This window comes from Pseudomonas sp. PK-RTE-24 (genome assembly GCF_054052265.1).
The window spans coordinates 2,742,455-2,756,696 of record NZ_CM133224.1 but is presented as its reverse complement, the minus strand read 5'-3'; the positions used below and the strand labels follow the sequence as shown (position 1 = coordinate 2,756,696).

15 protein-coding genes are annotated in these 14,242 nt (G+C 61.2%); 9 read left to right on the top strand and 6 right to left on the bottom strand.

From position 1 onward, the window contains the following. The first annotated feature begins 57 nt into the window (after positions 1–57). From ACV8MC_RS12410 to ACV8MC_RS12385, 6 genes are all read left to right on the top strand, one after another. A complete protein-coding gene (locus ACV8MC_RS12410; protein ID WP_056790046.1) occupies positions 58–804 on the top strand; it encodes an amino acid ABC transporter permease in 747 nt (248 codons plus the stop codon). After that, positions 804–1,475 carry an amino acid ABC transporter permease gene (locus ACV8MC_RS12405; protein ID WP_016773391.1) on the top strand — a complete coding sequence of 224 codons (672 nt, stop codon included), beginning with the start codon at positions 804–806 and terminating at the stop codon, positions 1,473–1,475. The genes ACV8MC_RS12410 and ACV8MC_RS12405 overlap by 1 nt, the downstream gene beginning before the upstream one ends. Next, on the top strand, positions 1,472–2,206 hold the full coding sequence (locus ACV8MC_RS12400) for an amino acid ABC transporter ATP-binding protein (RefSeq protein WP_016773390.1): 735 nt from the start codon (positions 1,472–1,474) through the stop codon (positions 2,204–2,206). The genes ACV8MC_RS12405 and ACV8MC_RS12400 overlap by 4 nt, the downstream gene beginning before the upstream one ends. A 228-nt stretch (positions 2,207–2,434) precedes the next feature. Then, positions 2,435–4,336, top strand: a complete 1,902-nt coding sequence (gene aauS, locus ACV8MC_RS12395) for a two-component sensor histidine kinase AauS (protein ID WP_252884780.1) — start codon at positions 2,435–2,437, stop codon at positions 4,334–4,336. Between the two features lie 44 nt (positions 4,337–4,380). Further along, positions 4,381–5,658, top strand: coding sequence for a two-component response regulator AauR (aauR, locus tag ACV8MC_RS12390; RefSeq protein WP_231507471.1), 1,278 nt, complete (start codon positions 4,381–4,383; stop codon positions 5,656–5,658). An 8-nt stretch (positions 5,659–5,666) separates the two neighbouring features. Beyond that, on the top strand, positions 5,667–5,996 hold the full coding sequence (locus ACV8MC_RS12385) for a GlpM family protein (protein ID WP_177342732.1): 330 nt from the start codon (positions 5,667–5,669) through the stop codon (positions 5,994–5,996). Between the two features lie 18 nt (positions 5,997–6,014). Here the strand turns inward: ACV8MC_RS12385 and ACV8MC_RS12380 are convergent, their stop codons facing one another. The 3 genes from ACV8MC_RS12380 to ACV8MC_RS12370 all read right to left on the bottom strand — a co-directional run bounded on the left by ACV8MC_RS12380 (position 6,015) and on the right by ACV8MC_RS12370 (position 8,757). Beyond that, positions 6,015–6,923: a hypothetical protein gene (locus ACV8MC_RS12380; RefSeq protein ID WP_457265411.1), complete on the bottom strand. Its 909-nt coding sequence runs from the start codon at positions 6,921–6,923 to the stop codon at positions 6,015–6,017. Beyond that, entirely contained in the window at positions 6,920–7,615 is a 696-nt protein-coding gene (locus tag ACV8MC_RS12375) for a hypothetical protein (RefSeq protein WP_024014168.1), read from the bottom strand. Before ACV8MC_RS12375 ends, ACV8MC_RS12380 begins: the two co-directional genes overlap by 4 nt. 107 nt (positions 7,616–7,722) lie before the next feature. Beyond that, positions 7,723–8,757: an alpha/beta fold hydrolase gene (locus tag ACV8MC_RS12370; RefSeq protein ID WP_056790057.1), complete on the bottom strand. Its 1,035-nt coding sequence runs from the start codon at positions 8,755–8,757 to the stop codon at positions 7,723–7,725. Between the two features lie 216 nt (positions 8,758–8,973). On the opposite strand from ACV8MC_RS12370, the gene metR reads away from it, so the two are divergent. Continuing rightward, positions 8,974–9,891, top strand: coding sequence for a transcriptional regulator MetR (gene metR / locus ACV8MC_RS12365; protein WP_016773382.1), 918 nt, complete (start codon positions 8,974–8,976; stop codon positions 9,889–9,891). 130 nt (positions 9,892–10,021) lie between these two features. Here the strand turns inward: metR and ACV8MC_RS12360 are convergent, their stop codons facing one another. The 3 genes from ACV8MC_RS12360 to ACV8MC_RS12350 are packed head-to-tail and all read right to left on the bottom strand — an operon-like array spanning position 10,022 to position 11,617. Then, positions 10,022–10,519 carry a GNAT family N-acetyltransferase gene (locus tag ACV8MC_RS12360; protein ID WP_150638626.1) on the bottom strand — a complete coding sequence of 166 codons (498 nt, stop codon included), beginning with the start codon at positions 10,517–10,519 and terminating at the stop codon, positions 10,022–10,024. Position 10,520: 1 nt separating this feature from the next. Continuing rightward, positions 10,521–11,159: a LysE family translocator gene (locus tag ACV8MC_RS12355; protein ID WP_457265408.1), complete on the bottom strand. Its 639-nt coding sequence runs from the start codon at positions 11,157–11,159 to the stop codon at positions 10,521–10,523. 23 nt (positions 11,160–11,182) lie between these two features. Continuing rightward, positions 11,183–11,617 carry an NUDIX hydrolase gene (locus ACV8MC_RS12350; protein ID WP_258707147.1) on the bottom strand — a complete coding sequence of 145 codons (435 nt, stop codon included), beginning with the start codon at positions 11,615–11,617 and terminating at the stop codon, positions 11,183–11,185. 214 nt (positions 11,618–11,831) lie between these two features. On the opposite strand from ACV8MC_RS12350, the gene ACV8MC_RS12345 reads away from it, so the two are divergent. Together ACV8MC_RS12345 and ACV8MC_RS12340 are read left to right on the top strand one after the other, a co-directional pair. Next, positions 11,832–12,302, top strand: a complete 471-nt coding sequence (locus ACV8MC_RS12345; protein WP_056790069.1) for a DUF4234 domain-containing protein — start codon at positions 11,832–11,834, stop codon at positions 12,300–12,302. 275 nt (positions 12,303–12,577) lie between these two features. Then, complete coding sequence (locus tag ACV8MC_RS12340) at positions 12,578–14,197, top strand: FMN-binding glutamate synthase family protein (protein ID WP_252876838.1); 1,620 nt, start codon at positions 12,578–12,580, stop codon at positions 14,195–14,197. Positions 14,198–14,242 lie beyond the last annotated feature (45 nt).

Below are 14,242 nucleotides of genomic sequence, written 5' to 3'. Positions count from 1 at the left end.
GGAACGGAGTTCCCCAGGCGGGCACTTGTACATCGATCGAATCGAGGGGAGACCCTAATGAATTACAACTGGGACTGGGGCGTGTTCTTCAAGTCCACCGGTGTGGGCAGCGAGACCTATCTCGACTGGTTCATCTCCGGTCTGGGCTGGACCATCGCCATCGCCGTCGTGGCGTGGATCATCGCCCTGCTGCTCGGCTCGCTGCTGGGCATCATGCGCACTGTGCCGAACCGCATCGTATCGGGCATCGCGACCTGCTACGTCGAGCTGTTCCGTAACGTGCCGCTGCTGGTGCAGCTGTTCATCTGGTACTTCCTGGTACCCGATCTGCTGCCGCCGGATCTGCAGGAGTGGTACAAGCAGGACCTCAATCCGACCACCTCGGCCTACCTGAGCGTTGTCGTCTGCCTCGGTCTGTTCACCGCCGCCCGTGTCTGCGAGCAAGTGCGCACCGGTATCCAGGCGCTGCCCCGTGGTCAGGAATCCGCCGCCCGCGCGATGGGTTTCAAACTGCCGCAGATCTACTGGAACGTGCTGCTGCCCCAGGCCTACCGGATCATCATTCCACCGCTCACCTCGGAATTCCTCAACGTGTTCAAGAACTCCTCCGTGGCGTCCTTGATCGGTTTGATGGAATTGCTGGCGCAGACCAAACAGACCGCCGAGTTCTCGGCCAACCTGTTCGAAGCGTTCACCCTGGCGACCCTGATCTATTTCACCCTCAACATGAGCCTGATGCTGCTGATGCGCCTGGTCGAGAAGAAAGTCGCGGTGCCCGGCCTGATCTCCGTGGGGGGTAAATAATGGAATTCGATTTCAGTGGCATCGTCCCGGCCATTCCCGGTTTGTGGAACGGCATGGTGATGACCCTCAAGCTGATGGCCATGGGCGTGATCGGCGGGATGATTCTCGGCACGATCCTCGCGCTGTGCCGTCTGTCACACAACAAGCTGCTGTCGAGCATAGCCGGCGCCTACGTCAACTATTTCCGCTCGATCCCGCTGTTGCTGGTGATCACCTGGTTCTACCTGGCGGTGCCGTTCGTGCTGCGCTGGATCACCGGCGAAGACACGCCGATCGGCGCGTTCACCTCGTGCGTCGTGGCGTTCATGATGTTCGAAGCGGCGTACTTCTGCGAAATCGTCCGGGCCGGTGTGCAGTCGATTTCCAAGGGCCAGATGGGTGCTGCTCAGGCACTGGGCATGAACTACGGGCAGATGATGCGCCTGATCATCCTGCCGCAGGCGTTCCGCAAGATGACCCCGCTGCTGCTGCAGCAGAGCATCATCCTGTTCCAGGACACCTCGCTGGTCTACACCGTGGGCCTGGTGGATTTCCTCAACGCCTCGCGTGCCAGCGGCGACATCATCGGCCGCTCCAATGAGTTCCTGATTTTCGCCGGTCTCGTGTACTTCATCATCAGCTTCGCCGCCTCGCGGTTGGTCAAGCGTCTGCAAAAAAGGTTCGCCGTATGATCTCTATCAAAAACATCAACAAGTGGTATGGGGACTTCCAGGTGCTGACTGATTGCAGCACCGAGGTCAAGAAAGGCGAAGTGATCGTGGTCTGCGGCCCGTCGGGTTCCGGCAAGTCGACGCTGATCAAATGCGTCAACGCCCTGGAGCCGTTCCAGAAAGGTGATGTCGTGGTTGACGGCACGTCGATCGCCGACCCGAAAACCAACCTGCCGAAACTGCGTTCGCGCGTGGGCATGGTGTTCCAGCATTTCGAGCTTTTCCCGCACCTGACCATCACCGAAAACCTGACCATCGCGCAGATCAAGGTGCTCGGCCGCAGCAAGGAAGAGGCGACCAAAAAAGGTCTGCAGTTGCTTGAGCGCGTCGGCCTGTCGGCGCACGCCCACAAGCACCCGGGGCAACTGTCCGGCGGGCAGCAACAGCGTGTGGCGATTGCCCGTGCGCTGGCGATGGACCCGATCGTCATGCTGTTCGACGAACCGACCTCGGCGCTCGATCCGGAAATGGTCAACGAAGTGCTCGACGTGATGGTGCAACTGGCTCACGAAGGCATGACCATGATGTGCGTGACCCACGAAATGGGCTTCGCCCGTAAAGTGGCCGACCGGGTGATCTTCATGGATCAGGGCAAGATCATCGAGGACTGCCCGAAAGAGGAATTCTTCGGCGACATCAGCGCCCGCTCCGAACGCGCGCAGCACTTCCTCGAGAAAATCCTGCAGCACTAAAAGCAACACACCCGCACCCTGTCTGTGGGGTGCGGACAGCCTGACAATGAGATCCCCTGTGGCGAGGGGATTTATCCCCGTCCGGCTGCGCAGCAGTCGTAAAACCCGTGCATGCGGTCTTTCAGTTAAACCGCAGTGATGGTTTTGGGGCCGCTTCGCGGCCCAACGGGGATAAATCCCCTCGCCACAGGCACAAACAAGTGTTGTGGTTGACCCAAGGCATCTGTGATGAAATGCGACCCCACTCTTTATCGCGCTGCCGAGCCATCACTTGCCGTGAAGCCCCGTCTGATCCGTCATCTGTTCCTGCCGCCGCTGATCATCGCCCTGATGGTCGGCCTGGGTTTCATCGGCTTCTGGACCAGTGAACACTTCGGCATCCGCAGCCTCGGCGAAAACGGCCAGCGTCAGCTGGAACTGCACGCCCGCGCGGTCGAAAGCGAGATCAGCAAATACACCTACCTGCCCAGCCTGCTGGAACTCGAAACGAGTGTGCCGCAGTTGCTGGCCGACCCGACCCCGGAACACCGGCAGACGGTCAACGACTACCTCGAAGGCCTGAACCGCCGCAGCCGCAGCCGGGCCATCTACGTGATGGACACCACCGGCCGGGTCATGGCCACCAGCAACTGGCGCGATGTCGACAGTTATCTGGGTGAAGACTTGTCCTTCCGCGCCTATTTCAAAGACGCCGTGCGCGGCCAGCCCGGACGCTTCTACGGCATCGGCAGCACCAATGGCGAACCCGGTTACTACCTCGCCCACGGCCTCGAAGAGCACGGCAAGATCATCGGTGTCGCGGTGGTCAAGGTGCGTCTGGAAGCCATGGAGGAACGCTGGCAGCGGGCGCGTCTGGAAGCGTTCGTCAGCGATGAGAACGGCATCATCATTCTGTCCAGCGATCCCGCCAGGCGGCTGAAATCGGTAATTCCGCTGAGCGATGAGGTCAAGGAAAAACTCGCCCGCAGCCTGCAGTACTACTGGTTCCCGCTCAACGAACTGCAACCACTGGCCCGCGAGACGCTGGCCGAAGGCGTGGAGAAACTGACCTTCCCGGCCAACAGCGAATTGCAGCCCGACGAAGACGACATCAGTTATCTGGCGCAAACCCGACTGCTGAGCGACACTCCGTGGAATTTCACCCTGCTCACGCCATTGCAGGACCTGCGCCGCGAAGCCATCAACCAAGGCATTCTGGTGGCGGTGGCGTTTGCCCTGTTCGCCTTCCTGCTGATTGCCTGGAACGAGCGGCGCAAAGTCCTCGCCACCCGCCTCGCCGCCCGCGAAGCGCTGCAGGAAGCCAACAGCCAACTGGAGCGTCGGATTACCGAACGCACCGCCGATCTGCGCGCCAGCAACGAACGCCTGAAGAGTCAGATCCGCGAGCGTCGTCAGGCCGAGGAGACTTTGCGCCGCGCCCAGGATGAACTGGTTCAGGCGGGCAAACTCGCGGCCATCGGCCAGATGTCGACCAGCATCGCCCATGAATTGAACCAGCCCCTGGCGGCCATGCGCACGCTGTCGGGCAACACCGTGCGCTTTCTCGAGCGCGGCCAGCTCGACGTCGCCAGCACCAACCTCAAGACCATCAACGACCTGATCGACCGCATGGGCCGGATCACCGCCAGCCTGCGTTCGTTCGCCCGGCGCGGCGACAACAAGGGTCTGGCCAGTCTCGGCAAAGCCGTCGACGCCGCGTTGCAAGTGCTCGGCGCGCGTGTGGAAAATACCGCGCTGCAGATTCACCGGCAGTTTGCCGATGTGCAGTTGCTGATCGATCAGACCCGTCTCGAACAGATCCTCGTCAACCTGATCGGCAACGCCCTCGACGCCATGCACGCGCAACCGCAGCCGCAGCTGTGGCTGGAGGGTGAAGAATTCAACGGCAAGTATCGCTTGCGGGTGCGTGACAACGGCCACGGCATCGACGCCGAAGCGCGCAAGCATCTGTTCGAACCGTTCTTCACCACCAAACCCGGCGAGCAAGGCCTGGGACTGGGCCTGACCCTGTCCGCCAGCCTCGCCGCCGCCACCGGCGGGCACCTGGGTGTCGAACACCCGGCCGGCGGTGGCACCACTTTCGTCCTCAGTTTACCGTTGGTAAGCCCTCTTTCTGCCGAGCCAATATGAACCCTGAACTCAGTGTGCTGATTGTCGAAGACGACCCCCATGTGCTGCTCGGCTGCCAACAGGCGCTGACCCTCGAGGACATTCCGTGCATCGGCGTCGGCAGTGCCGAAGAGGCGCTGGCGCAGGTCGGCGACAACTTTGCCGGCATCGTCATCAGCGACATTCGCCTGCCGGGCATTGATGGCTTGGAATTGCTCACCCGCCTCAAGCAGCGTGATCGCAGCCTGCCGGTGGTGCTGATCACCGGCCACGGCGACATTTCCATGGCCGTCGGCGCGATGCAGAAAGGCGCCTACGATTTCATGGAAAAACCGTTCTCGCCGGAACGCCTGGTCGATGTCGCGCGGCGGGCGCTGGAGCAACGCAGCCTCGCCCGTGAAGTGTCATCGCTACGTCGGCAACTGGCCGAACGCGATTCGCTGGAAGGGCGGATTATCGGCCGCTCACCGGCGATGCAGAACCTGCGCGAGCTGATCGCCAACGTCGCCGACACCTCGGCCAACGTCTTGATCGAAGGCGAGACCGGCACCGGCAAGGAACTGGTCGCTCGTTGCCTGCACGATTTCAGTCGGCGCCACAGCAAACAGTTCGTCGCGCTGAACTGCGGCGGCCTGCCGGAAAACCTTTTTGAAAGCGAAATCTTCGGCCACGAAGCCAACGCCTTCACCGGCGCCGGCAAACGGCGCATCGGCAAGATCGAGCACGCCGACGGCGGCACGCTGTTCCTCGATGAAGTGGAAAGCATGCCGCTGCCATTGCAGATCAAGTTGCTGCGCGTGCTGCAGGAACGCACCCTTGAGCGCCTCGGCTCGAACCAGAGCGTGGCCGTGGATTGCCGGGTGATTGCGGCGACCAAATCCGACCTTGATGAGTCGAGCAAGGCTGGGGAATTTCGCAGCGACTTGTACTACCGCCTCAACGTCGTGACCCTGGAATTGCCACCGCTGCGCGAACGCCGCGAAGACATCCTGCAACTGTTCGAGCATTTCACCCAGCAGTCGGCGCTGCGCTTCGACCGCGCGCTGCCGGAGCTGGACAACCAGACCCTGTCGAACCTGATGAGCCACGACTGGCCGGGCAACGTGCGCGAACTGCGCAACGTCGCCGAACGCTTCGCCCTCGGCCTGCCGGCTTTCAAGAAATCCGGGGCCAGCGCCGGCCAGGGTCTGGCGTTTGCCGAAGCGGTGGAAGCGTTCGAGCGCAATCTGCTGGTCGACGCCTTGCAACGCAGCGGCGGCAACCTGACCCAGGCCAGCCAGGAACTGGGCATGGCCAAGACCACGCTGTTCGATAAAGTCAAAAAGTACGGGCTGAGCCACTGATGGATCTGATTCTCAAAGCCGCTATCGGCGCCGCAGTCGTGCTGATCCTCGCTGCGCTGTCGAAGACCAGAAACTACTACATCGCCGGTCTGGTGCCGCTGTTCCCGACCTTTGCCCTGATTGCGCACTACATCGTCGGCAAGGGCCGCTCGGTCGACGATCTGAAAACCACGATCGTGTTCGGCATGTGGTCGATCATTCCCTACTTTGTGTATCTGGCGACGCTGTATGTGATGGTCGACCGCATGCGTCTGGAAGCATCGCTGGCCGTGGCGGCGGTGGCGTGGCTGATGGCGGCGACGGTATTGGTGAGCGTGTGGGTCCGGCTGCATGCCTGAACCCACGCGCATCAGCCACTAGCGATCGTAGACTCTGGCCAGTTGCGCGGACGACAGAGCATCCTCGAACGGCACTGGCACTGACTTCACCGCACCGTAAAGATTGCGGTAGCGCCAGTAGTTGCCGTTCTGCGCCAGTTGATAACCGCGCTCGACCACACGCTGGCCGTCGAGCACGTAACGCAGGGTTTCCTGCGCGGCCGGCGGTGGCGTCGGTTGCATCAGATCGGCGCTCAACACGCGCATGGATTCATCAATACATTCATCCAGCACGGCGGTGACCTTGGCCAGGTCAAGGGCGCCGTCATCGATGCATTGCTTGCCGCAACGACGGATCGGCTGACTGGCCACTTCGATGCGCATGCGGTACAGCGGCGAGCCGGCGATATCCTGTAATTGCACCTGATTGACCAGCACGAAACTGCCGCGATCGGGCGTCAGCATCAGCTTCGGTTCGATCAGCAACCGTGCCGTGACCGCACCTGCCCCCTGCTTGAATCCGGAGACTTGCGACGCCGCCTGAAAACGCTGTTGCAAGCGCTCCTGCAACGGCACGCCGGCGAGCAGGTCGGCCAGCGGCCGCGATTCGTTCAGCGCGGCTTTTTCGGCATCGCGCTGTAACGCACCGGAACCCATTTGCGTGTTGATCAGGCTGGCCACCAGAATGCCCGCCAGACCGGCGCCCGCGCCGGAGCTCGACACCAGCGTGTAACTGGAATTGGCCGCGTTCACCGCCGCCTTGCTGTCGATCACCGTGCTGGCGCCGACAAACTCCGCCGGCAGTTGCACGTCGACCTTCAGTCCGTGTGCCTGCACATAGCTCATGGCCGCCTGATCCTTGAAACCGGCCTCAGGTGCCGGTTTCTGCGCACAGCCAGGCAACGCCAGCAGCGAGATCGCCGCGAGGGTCAGCGCCAGACGTTTCATTGTGCGAACGGGGCGATCATTTGCTGACGGCTGTTATCCATCGCTTGATAAAACGCGTTGGACAGGTTGGTGTAAGACGGCTCGTCCCACTCACCTTGCGCGGCTTGCACAGCGGCGAATGGCTGGTACCACAAGAGTTTGTTGTCCGACAGATCGATCACCATGCCCTGGCCGCCGACCTGGGCCATCGGCACGCTGGTGGGCACGATGCTGTAGTAGCTGCGGGTGGCACCGGTGGCATAGATCGACACCAGCAACAGACGGTCGATGCCGTGGGCAGCTTTCATCGGCGACAGGTCCTTGGTCATGTAGCCCTCGCGGAAATCGACTTCCTTGAAGGTCTTCAGATCGACCTTTTCATCAATGCGCTTGGCCTTGTAGCCCTTGGCTTGCAGCTTGGCGACGATGGCGTCGGGCAGGGTTTCCAGGTCGCGCACCTGCCAGGTCTCGACGTTGGCGCTGAGCTTGCTGTTGACGCCGGCATTGATGGCGTAATCGAGGATGCCCTGATTGCCGGTCAGCGCCAGCACCGGCGACGGTACGACGGTAATGGCCACACCGATGGTCGGCTCTTTGGCATCCCAGAACTGTTTGTCCAGGGCCACGGGCGGTTGCACATGGGCGCAGCCGGTGAGAGTCAGTACGGCGAGCAGAGCCAGCGCGGCCCATTGACGTGTAGCGCGAAAAATCATGGATCAAGTCCCTATGTCTGAAAACGTTCCTGCGCCTTATCGGCAACAACGCGGCAAACAATAGTGGCACATTGATATTTTTTTGGCGACAGGATGCTGGCGCACTCTTACAGCAGATTGTTCGGCGCCGGCGGATCGACCCGAGCCCAATGCGAAGTGTCCTCGCGATGCGCCTGCAAATACGGCAGCACCGCCGCCAGCAACGGCTCCTTGAACGCCTCCTGAAAGCGATGCGCCAGTCCCGGAATCAGTTTCAACTGACTGCCCTGAATGTGCGCCGCCAGATGCACGCCGTGCATCACCGGCAGCAGCGGATCTGCCGTGCCGTGCACCACCAGGGTCGGTACGCGCAGCTGATTGAGCAATGCCACCCGGCTCGGTTCGGCAAGGATTGCCATGATCTGGCGCTTGACGCCTTCGGGGTTGAACGCGCGGTCGTAGGACGCCGCCGCCTGTTGCAACAGCGCTTGGCGATCATCCGTCACCGCCGGGCTACCGAGTGCCGCAAGCAGATCGGCCTGTTGCTCCAACGCCACTTCGCGGTTCGGCGCACCTCGGCGCGAGAGCAACTGCACCAGCGCCGCACTTGGTGCCGGCAGGCCTTCAGCGCCGGAAGTGGTCATGATCAGCGTCAGGCTTTCCACCCGCTGCGGCGCCATCGCCGCCATGTGCTGAGCGATCATCCCGCCCATGCTCGCGCCGAGCACGTGGAATTGCTCAACCTTCAGCGCCGTCATCAAACCCAGCGCATCGTCGGCCATGTCAGTCAGGCTGTACGGTGCCGACACCGGTAAACCGAGCTTGTAACGCAGCACTTCGAAGGTCAGATTGGCCTCGATCGGCGCTTGCCGCCAGGTCGACAGGCCGACGTCGCGGTTGTCATAACGAATCACCCGAAACCCTTGCTGACACAGCGCGACCACGACTTCGTCCGGCCAGTGGATCAACTGCCCACCCAGGCCCATGACCAGCAACAGCGCCGGGTCTGATGCACGGCCGATACTTTGATAGGCAAGACTGACCTGCGCCAGCTCGGCGTGCTCGGTCGGCACGTTGACATCACAGCGCCCGGCTGCAAACGAGCCGGCCCCGAACAAAAGCGCGGCCAACGCGGCCGCGACTGAAAAAACTCTCTTGAACATGAAAAACACCAAAACGCAGCACCCCAGTAGAGCGCGAGTCTGATGAAGTTCGTGCGAGCGCGCTGCCACAGTTGCATGACAGTTTGATGAAGAGTGCCGAGCGGTCGTCTGTCGAATGCCCGCCGGATCCTCGCCGACAGATCGACAAAGCGTGCCTCATGAGACAAACTCACCTTCCCCGCATTCGTCACAAGTTTTCTTCATGGAGCCCCGCCGGTGCTTGAAATCCGACATCTGAAAACCCTGCACGCCCTGCGCGAAGCCGACAGCCTGGTGGATGCCGCTGATCGCCTGCATCTGACGCAATCCGCTCTATCGCATCAATTCAAAGAGCTGGAAGAGCGCATGGGCATGCAGTTGTTCGTGCGCAAGACCAAACCGGTGCGCTTCACCAGCGCCGGTTTGCGCCTGCTGCAACTGGCCGACGCCACCCTGCCGCTGTTGCGCGCCGCTGAACGGGACATCGGTCGGCTGGCCGGTGGCACCGCCGGGCGTCTGCACATGGCGATCGAATGCCACAGCTGCTTCCAGTGGCTGATGCCGACCATCGACCAGTTCCGCGATGCCTGGCCGGAAGTCGAGCTGGACCTGGCTTCGGGTTTCGCTTTCGCCCCGCTGCCGGCACTGGCCCGTGGCGATCTGGATCTGGTGGTGACCTCCGATCCGCTGGAAATTGCCGGCATCACTTACGTGCCGCTGTTCACTTACGAAGCCATGCTCGCGGTGGCCAATCAGCATGCGCTGGCGAGCAAGCCGTACATCGTTCCTGAAGATTTGCTGACGGAAACGCTGATCACCTACCCGGTCGAGCGTGATCGCCTGGACATCTTCACCCGCTTCCTCGAACCGGCCGACATCGAACCTGCGCAGGTGCGCACTTCGGAACTGACGGTGATGATGATGCAACTGGTCGCCAGCGGCCGTGGCGTCTGCGGGATGCCGCACTGGGCGCTGCATGAATACAGCTCGCGCGGCTATGTGAAGGGCAAACGGTTGGGTGAGAAAGGCTTGTTCGCGACGCTGTACGCGGCGATTCGCACGGACATGCTCGACGCGCCGTACATGCGCGATTTCCTGCTGACCGCCAAGGACACCTCGTTCTCGACCCTCGATGGGGTCAGTGCCGTACGCTGATTCTCCAGAACAAGAGATCTCCCTGTGGGAGCGAGCCTGCTCGCGAAAGCGGTGGATGATTCAGCGATGATGTCGGCTGGACGGACGCCTTCGCGAGCAGGCTCGCTCCCACAAGGATTGTCGTGGTGGGTCAGAGCTGGCGCCACATGTGGATCTTGTCGAAGTAGTCTTCGCCCACCCGCACGGCGAGTGGCTCGAGGCCGAACTGAATGAAGCCGCAACGCTGATACAACTGAAAAGCCGCGTCATTGCCGGCGGTGACAGTGAGCTGCAGTAGCTTCAGCGCCGGATGCTTTTGCGCTTCGACCAGTGCCGCCTGCACCAGATCAAAGCCCAGCCCCTTGCGACGAAAATCCGCCGAGACATACATGCCGAACAGCGTGGCCTTGTGTCGTGCCTTCTCGCGCGGTTCAAAGGCCAGGCCGACAATCCCGGCCAACGTCCCGGCATCGAATGCCCCCAGCACCACATCGAGCTTGCTGGTCAGGCGCCCTTCCCACCAACTCAATGGCATCACCGCGCGTTCGCGCACGCTGGAGGTGAACGCCTGCGGATGCCGGTCGTAGGCTTGCAGCATCAGTTCGCGGTAAGCCAGGGCATGGCTGGCGTCCAGCCGCTCGATCCACATGTCAGGCGGTCCGGCGTTGTTCGAGCATCAGCCCTACGGCGAGGCCACCGAGGACCATGCCCATGAAATAACGCTGCATCACCAGCCACGTCGGGTTGCGCACAAACCATGAGGCGATGCCTGCGGCGAACAGCGCGATCAACAGATTGACGCTGAAGCTGACGCTGATCTGCGTCAGGCCGAGGACGATGCTTTGAGTGAACACCGAGCCGTGCTCAGGGCTGATGAATTGCGGGAACACCGACAGATAGAACACGGCGATTTTCGGGTTCAGGGCGCTGGTGAGAAAGCCCATGGTGATCAGCTTGCGCGACGAGTCCGGCGGCAATTGCTGCGCTTCGAACGGCGAACGCGCGCCGGGTTTCAGCGCTTGCCAGGCCAGCCACAGCAGGTACAGCGCGCCGGCCCATTTCAACACTTCATAAGCCATCGGCACGGCGAGAAACACCGCCGTCAAACCGGCCGCCGCGGCGAACATATGCACGAAGAACCCGCCGACCACGCCGAGTAGCGAAGTCACCCCCGCGCGGCGCCCCTGACAGATCGAACGCGAGATCAGATAGATCATGTTCGGCCCCGGTGTCAGCACCATCAGCAACGCGGCGGCGGCGAAGATCAGCAGGTCTTGCAACGGGATCATGGCAACGTCCTTTGCGGGAATGATCAGGCGAGTGCAGTCAGTGAACGGCGATAAAACGGCAGGATGTGTTCGCGTGTCAATGGCGCCAGCTCGAGCGCCGGATCAGTGGCCGGATCGACCCAGATGACTTCCTCGATTTCCGCCGCCGGACACACGTCAGTATCGATGGTCAATTGGAAGATCTCCGCGTGCACGATGAAGCCCGGCTCGTTGGCGGCGGGGGCGGAAAAACTGTTGAGGAAAATCGCCTGCGCCGGGTCGATTTCCAGCCCGAGTTCTTCTTCCAGCTCTCGGGCCAATGCGTGCACTGGCAACTCGTGGGCTTCGATCTTGCCGCCCGGTTGCATGAAAGCCGTGGTGCCGCGCTTGCGCACCAGCAGGGTCTGGCCTTGGGCGTTGAGCAACAGCGCGGCGGCGATATGGATGATGCAGGGCGAAACGGCGGATGTCGGCGTCATGAGTCGAAAAATGCCTTGTGCGAAAAGATCGCAGGATCCCACGCCCGACGCGCCTGCGTCATCAGAAGATCCCTACAAGGAGCATCCGTGATCAGCCTGACTCTGACGACAAGTCCGCCCAAAAGCTCGGAAATTTCCCACTCGCGAATTTGGTAGCGTTATTCATCGCTGCCCGGCAGCCATTCGCTACATCGCCTAAGAGGGAAAACGCTGCATGTCTGACATTTCAACGCTCAAGGAAAAGAACAATCTCAAGACGCTCCATTTCATTCTCCTGACCGTAGTCACCATGGGGCTCTACTCGGTTGTATGGCTGCACAAAACAACAACCGTGGTTGAGGAGGTCACTCAAATCAAGACACTGAGCCAGACCGGTCTGGTCGTTTATCTGGCGCTCTGTGGTATCGGAGGGATCTTTTTCACCGTATCTGATCCGCGGTTCATAGCCACGGGGTATGCGATGACGGTCATTGCTCAGCTCATCGCCATTGCTTGGTGCTTTCGAGTTCGCAGAGCCTTGCGCGCCTACACACTGACCAAACACAACTTCGAACCGCGAATGAACCGCTTGTATTCAGTCCTGTTCACCTTCTATCACATCAATTACTGCATCAACGATATGGCCAGGGCCAAGCACAAACATGACCAGAAACGGCAAACGCCTCAGGAATCGGTCGCGGCATAAACAAAAAGGTAATCGTCGATTTCGCGTGCAAGTTCGCTTCCACCTTTCACTGCAATTCCTTGTGCGAGCGTGCTCGCGAAGGCGTTCGTCAATGCCACAAGTTTGCCCACCAGTATTGCTGCATGGCTGCTTCTCGCGTTCAACAGCCAAGTCAACTGGCATCGTAAGCGAGACGGCTCCGATGTAGGCGAGGAGAGGGAAATCTGCCTGTTCACGGTTCCGTCGTTGGCGCAATATGCCTGCCAGCCACAAACAATCCGAACCAAGGAAACCGTATGAGCCTGTCGCTGCTGAGCCGCTACGCCTTCTTTGCCGTCTGCGTGATTTTCACCCTCGCCAGCCTGCCCTTTCTCGAACATGACTGGCTGTGGCCGATCACCGCCGCCACCGCTGTGCTGAGCCTGCTCGGCGTGTTCGACCTGTTGCAGACGCGCCATGCAGTGCGCCGCAATTATCCGATTCTGGGCAACATCCGTTATCTGGTCGAAGGCATCCGCCCGGAGATTCGCCAGTACCTGCTCGAGTCCGACAGCGATGCCCTGCCCTTCTCCCGCGCGCAGCGTTCGCTGGTGTACTCGCGAGCGAAAAACGAAACTGCCGACAAACCGTTCGGCACGCTGATCGACGTCTACCAGTCCGGCTTCGAATTCATCGGCCATTCGATGCGCCCGGCGCCGTTGAGTGACCCGAACGGTTTCCGCGTCATTGTCGGCGGTCCGCAGTGCACGCAGCCGTACTCGGCGTCGATCTTCAATATCTCGGCAATGAGCTTCGGCTCGCTCAGCGCCAACGCCATCCGCGCCTTGAACCAGGGCGCGAAACTCGGCAACTTCGCCCACGACACAGGCGAAGGCAGCATCAGCCCGTATCACCGCGAACATGGTGGTGATCTGACCTGGGAGCTGGGCAGCGGCTATTTCGGCTGCCGCACCAGCGACGGCCGTTTCGACCCTGAGCGCTTCGCCGTGCAGGCGCAGAATCCGCAAGTGCGCATGATCGAAATCAAGATGAGCCAGGGCGCCAAACCCGGCCATGGCGGGATCTTGCCCAAGCACAAGGTCACCAGGGAGATTGCGGAAACACGCGGCATCCTGATGGGCGAGGACTGCGTCTCGCCGTCGCGCCACAGTGCGTTTTCAACGCCGATCGAGATGATGCAGTTCATCCAGCAACTGCGCGAATTGTCCGGTGGCAAACCGGTGGGCTTCAAATTCTGCCTCGGCCATCCGTGGGAATTCATGGGCATTGCCAAGGCCATGCTGGAAACCGGCATTCTTCCGGACTTCATCGTCGTCGATGGCAAGGAAGGCGGCACTGGCGCAGCCCCTGTCGAATTCACCGACCACATCGGCGTGCCGATGCGCGAAGGCCTGCTGTTCGTGCACAACACGCTGGTCGGCCTGAACCTGCGCGACAAGATCAAACTCGGCGCCAGCGGCAAGATCGTCAGCGCCTTCGACATCGCCAGCGTGCTGGCCATCGGCGCTGACTGGGCCAACTCCGCGCGCGGCTTCATGTTCGCCATCGGCTGCATCCAGTCGCAGTCGTGCCACACCAACAAATGCCCGACCGGCGTTGCCACCCAGGACGCCTTGCGCCAACGCGCTCTGGTGGTACCGGACAAAGCCCAGCGCGTCTACAACTTCCATCGCAGCACGCTCAAAGCACTGGCGGAAATGCTCGCTGCAGCAGGCCTTGAGCATCCCTCGCAACTGTCGGCCAAGCATCTGGTACGACGCATGTCGGCGACCGAGATCAAACTGTTCTCGCAGTTGCACGTGTTTTTGAAACCGGGGGAATTGCTCACCGGTGAAGTGAATGGCGAGTTCTATTCGCGGATGTGGCAGATGGCGCGGGCGGATAGTTTTGAGCCGAGCGAGGTCGTCGCTGCGTAACTGCTCAAAGGTGTGCATTTCCATTCGGAATGCCCACCGCTACCG

Coding starts and splice junctions, on each gene's coding strand:
- ACV8MC_RS12405 (WP_016773391.1), top strand. CDS start 804: ATGGAATTCGATTTCAGTGGCATCGTCCCGGCCATTCCCGGTTTGTGG.
- ACV8MC_RS12370 (WP_056790057.1), bottom strand. CDS start 8,757: ATGTTCAAGAGAGTTTTTTCAGTCGCGGCCGCGTTGGCCGCGCTTTTG.
- ACV8MC_RS12345 (WP_056790069.1), top strand. CDS start 11,832: ATGTCTGACATTTCAACGCTCAAGGAAAAGAACAATCTCAAGACGCTC.
- ACV8MC_RS12410 (WP_056790046.1), top strand. CDS start 58: ATGAATTACAACTGGGACTGGGGCGTGTTCTTCAAGTCCACCGGTGTG.
- ACV8MC_RS12375 (WP_024014168.1), bottom strand. CDS start 7,615: ATGATTTTTCGCGCTACACGTCAATGGGCCGCGCTGGCTCTGCTCGCC.
- ACV8MC_RS12340 (WP_252876838.1), top strand. CDS start 12,578: ATGAGCCTGTCGCTGCTGAGCCGCTACGCCTTCTTTGCCGTCTGCGTG.
- aauS (WP_252884780.1), top strand. CDS start 2,435: ATGAAATGCGACCCCACTCTTTATCGCGCTGCCGAGCCATCACTTGCC.
- ACV8MC_RS12360 (WP_150638626.1), bottom strand. CDS start 10,519: ATGTGGATCGAGCGGCTGGACGCCAGCCATGCCCTGGCTTACCGCGAA.
- ACV8MC_RS12400 (WP_016773390.1), top strand. CDS start 1,472: ATGATCTCTATCAAAAACATCAACAAGTGGTATGGGGACTTCCAGGTG.
- ACV8MC_RS12350 (WP_258707147.1), bottom strand. CDS start 11,617: ATGACGCCGACATCCGCCGTTTCGCCCTGCATCATCCATATCGCCGCC.
- ACV8MC_RS12355 (WP_457265408.1), bottom strand. CDS start 11,159: ATGATCCCGTTGCAAGACCTGCTGATCTTCGCCGCCGCCGCGTTGCTG.
- ACV8MC_RS12380 (WP_457265411.1), bottom strand. CDS start 6,923: ATGAAACGTCTGGCGCTGACCCTCGCGGCGATCTCGCTGCTGGCGTTG.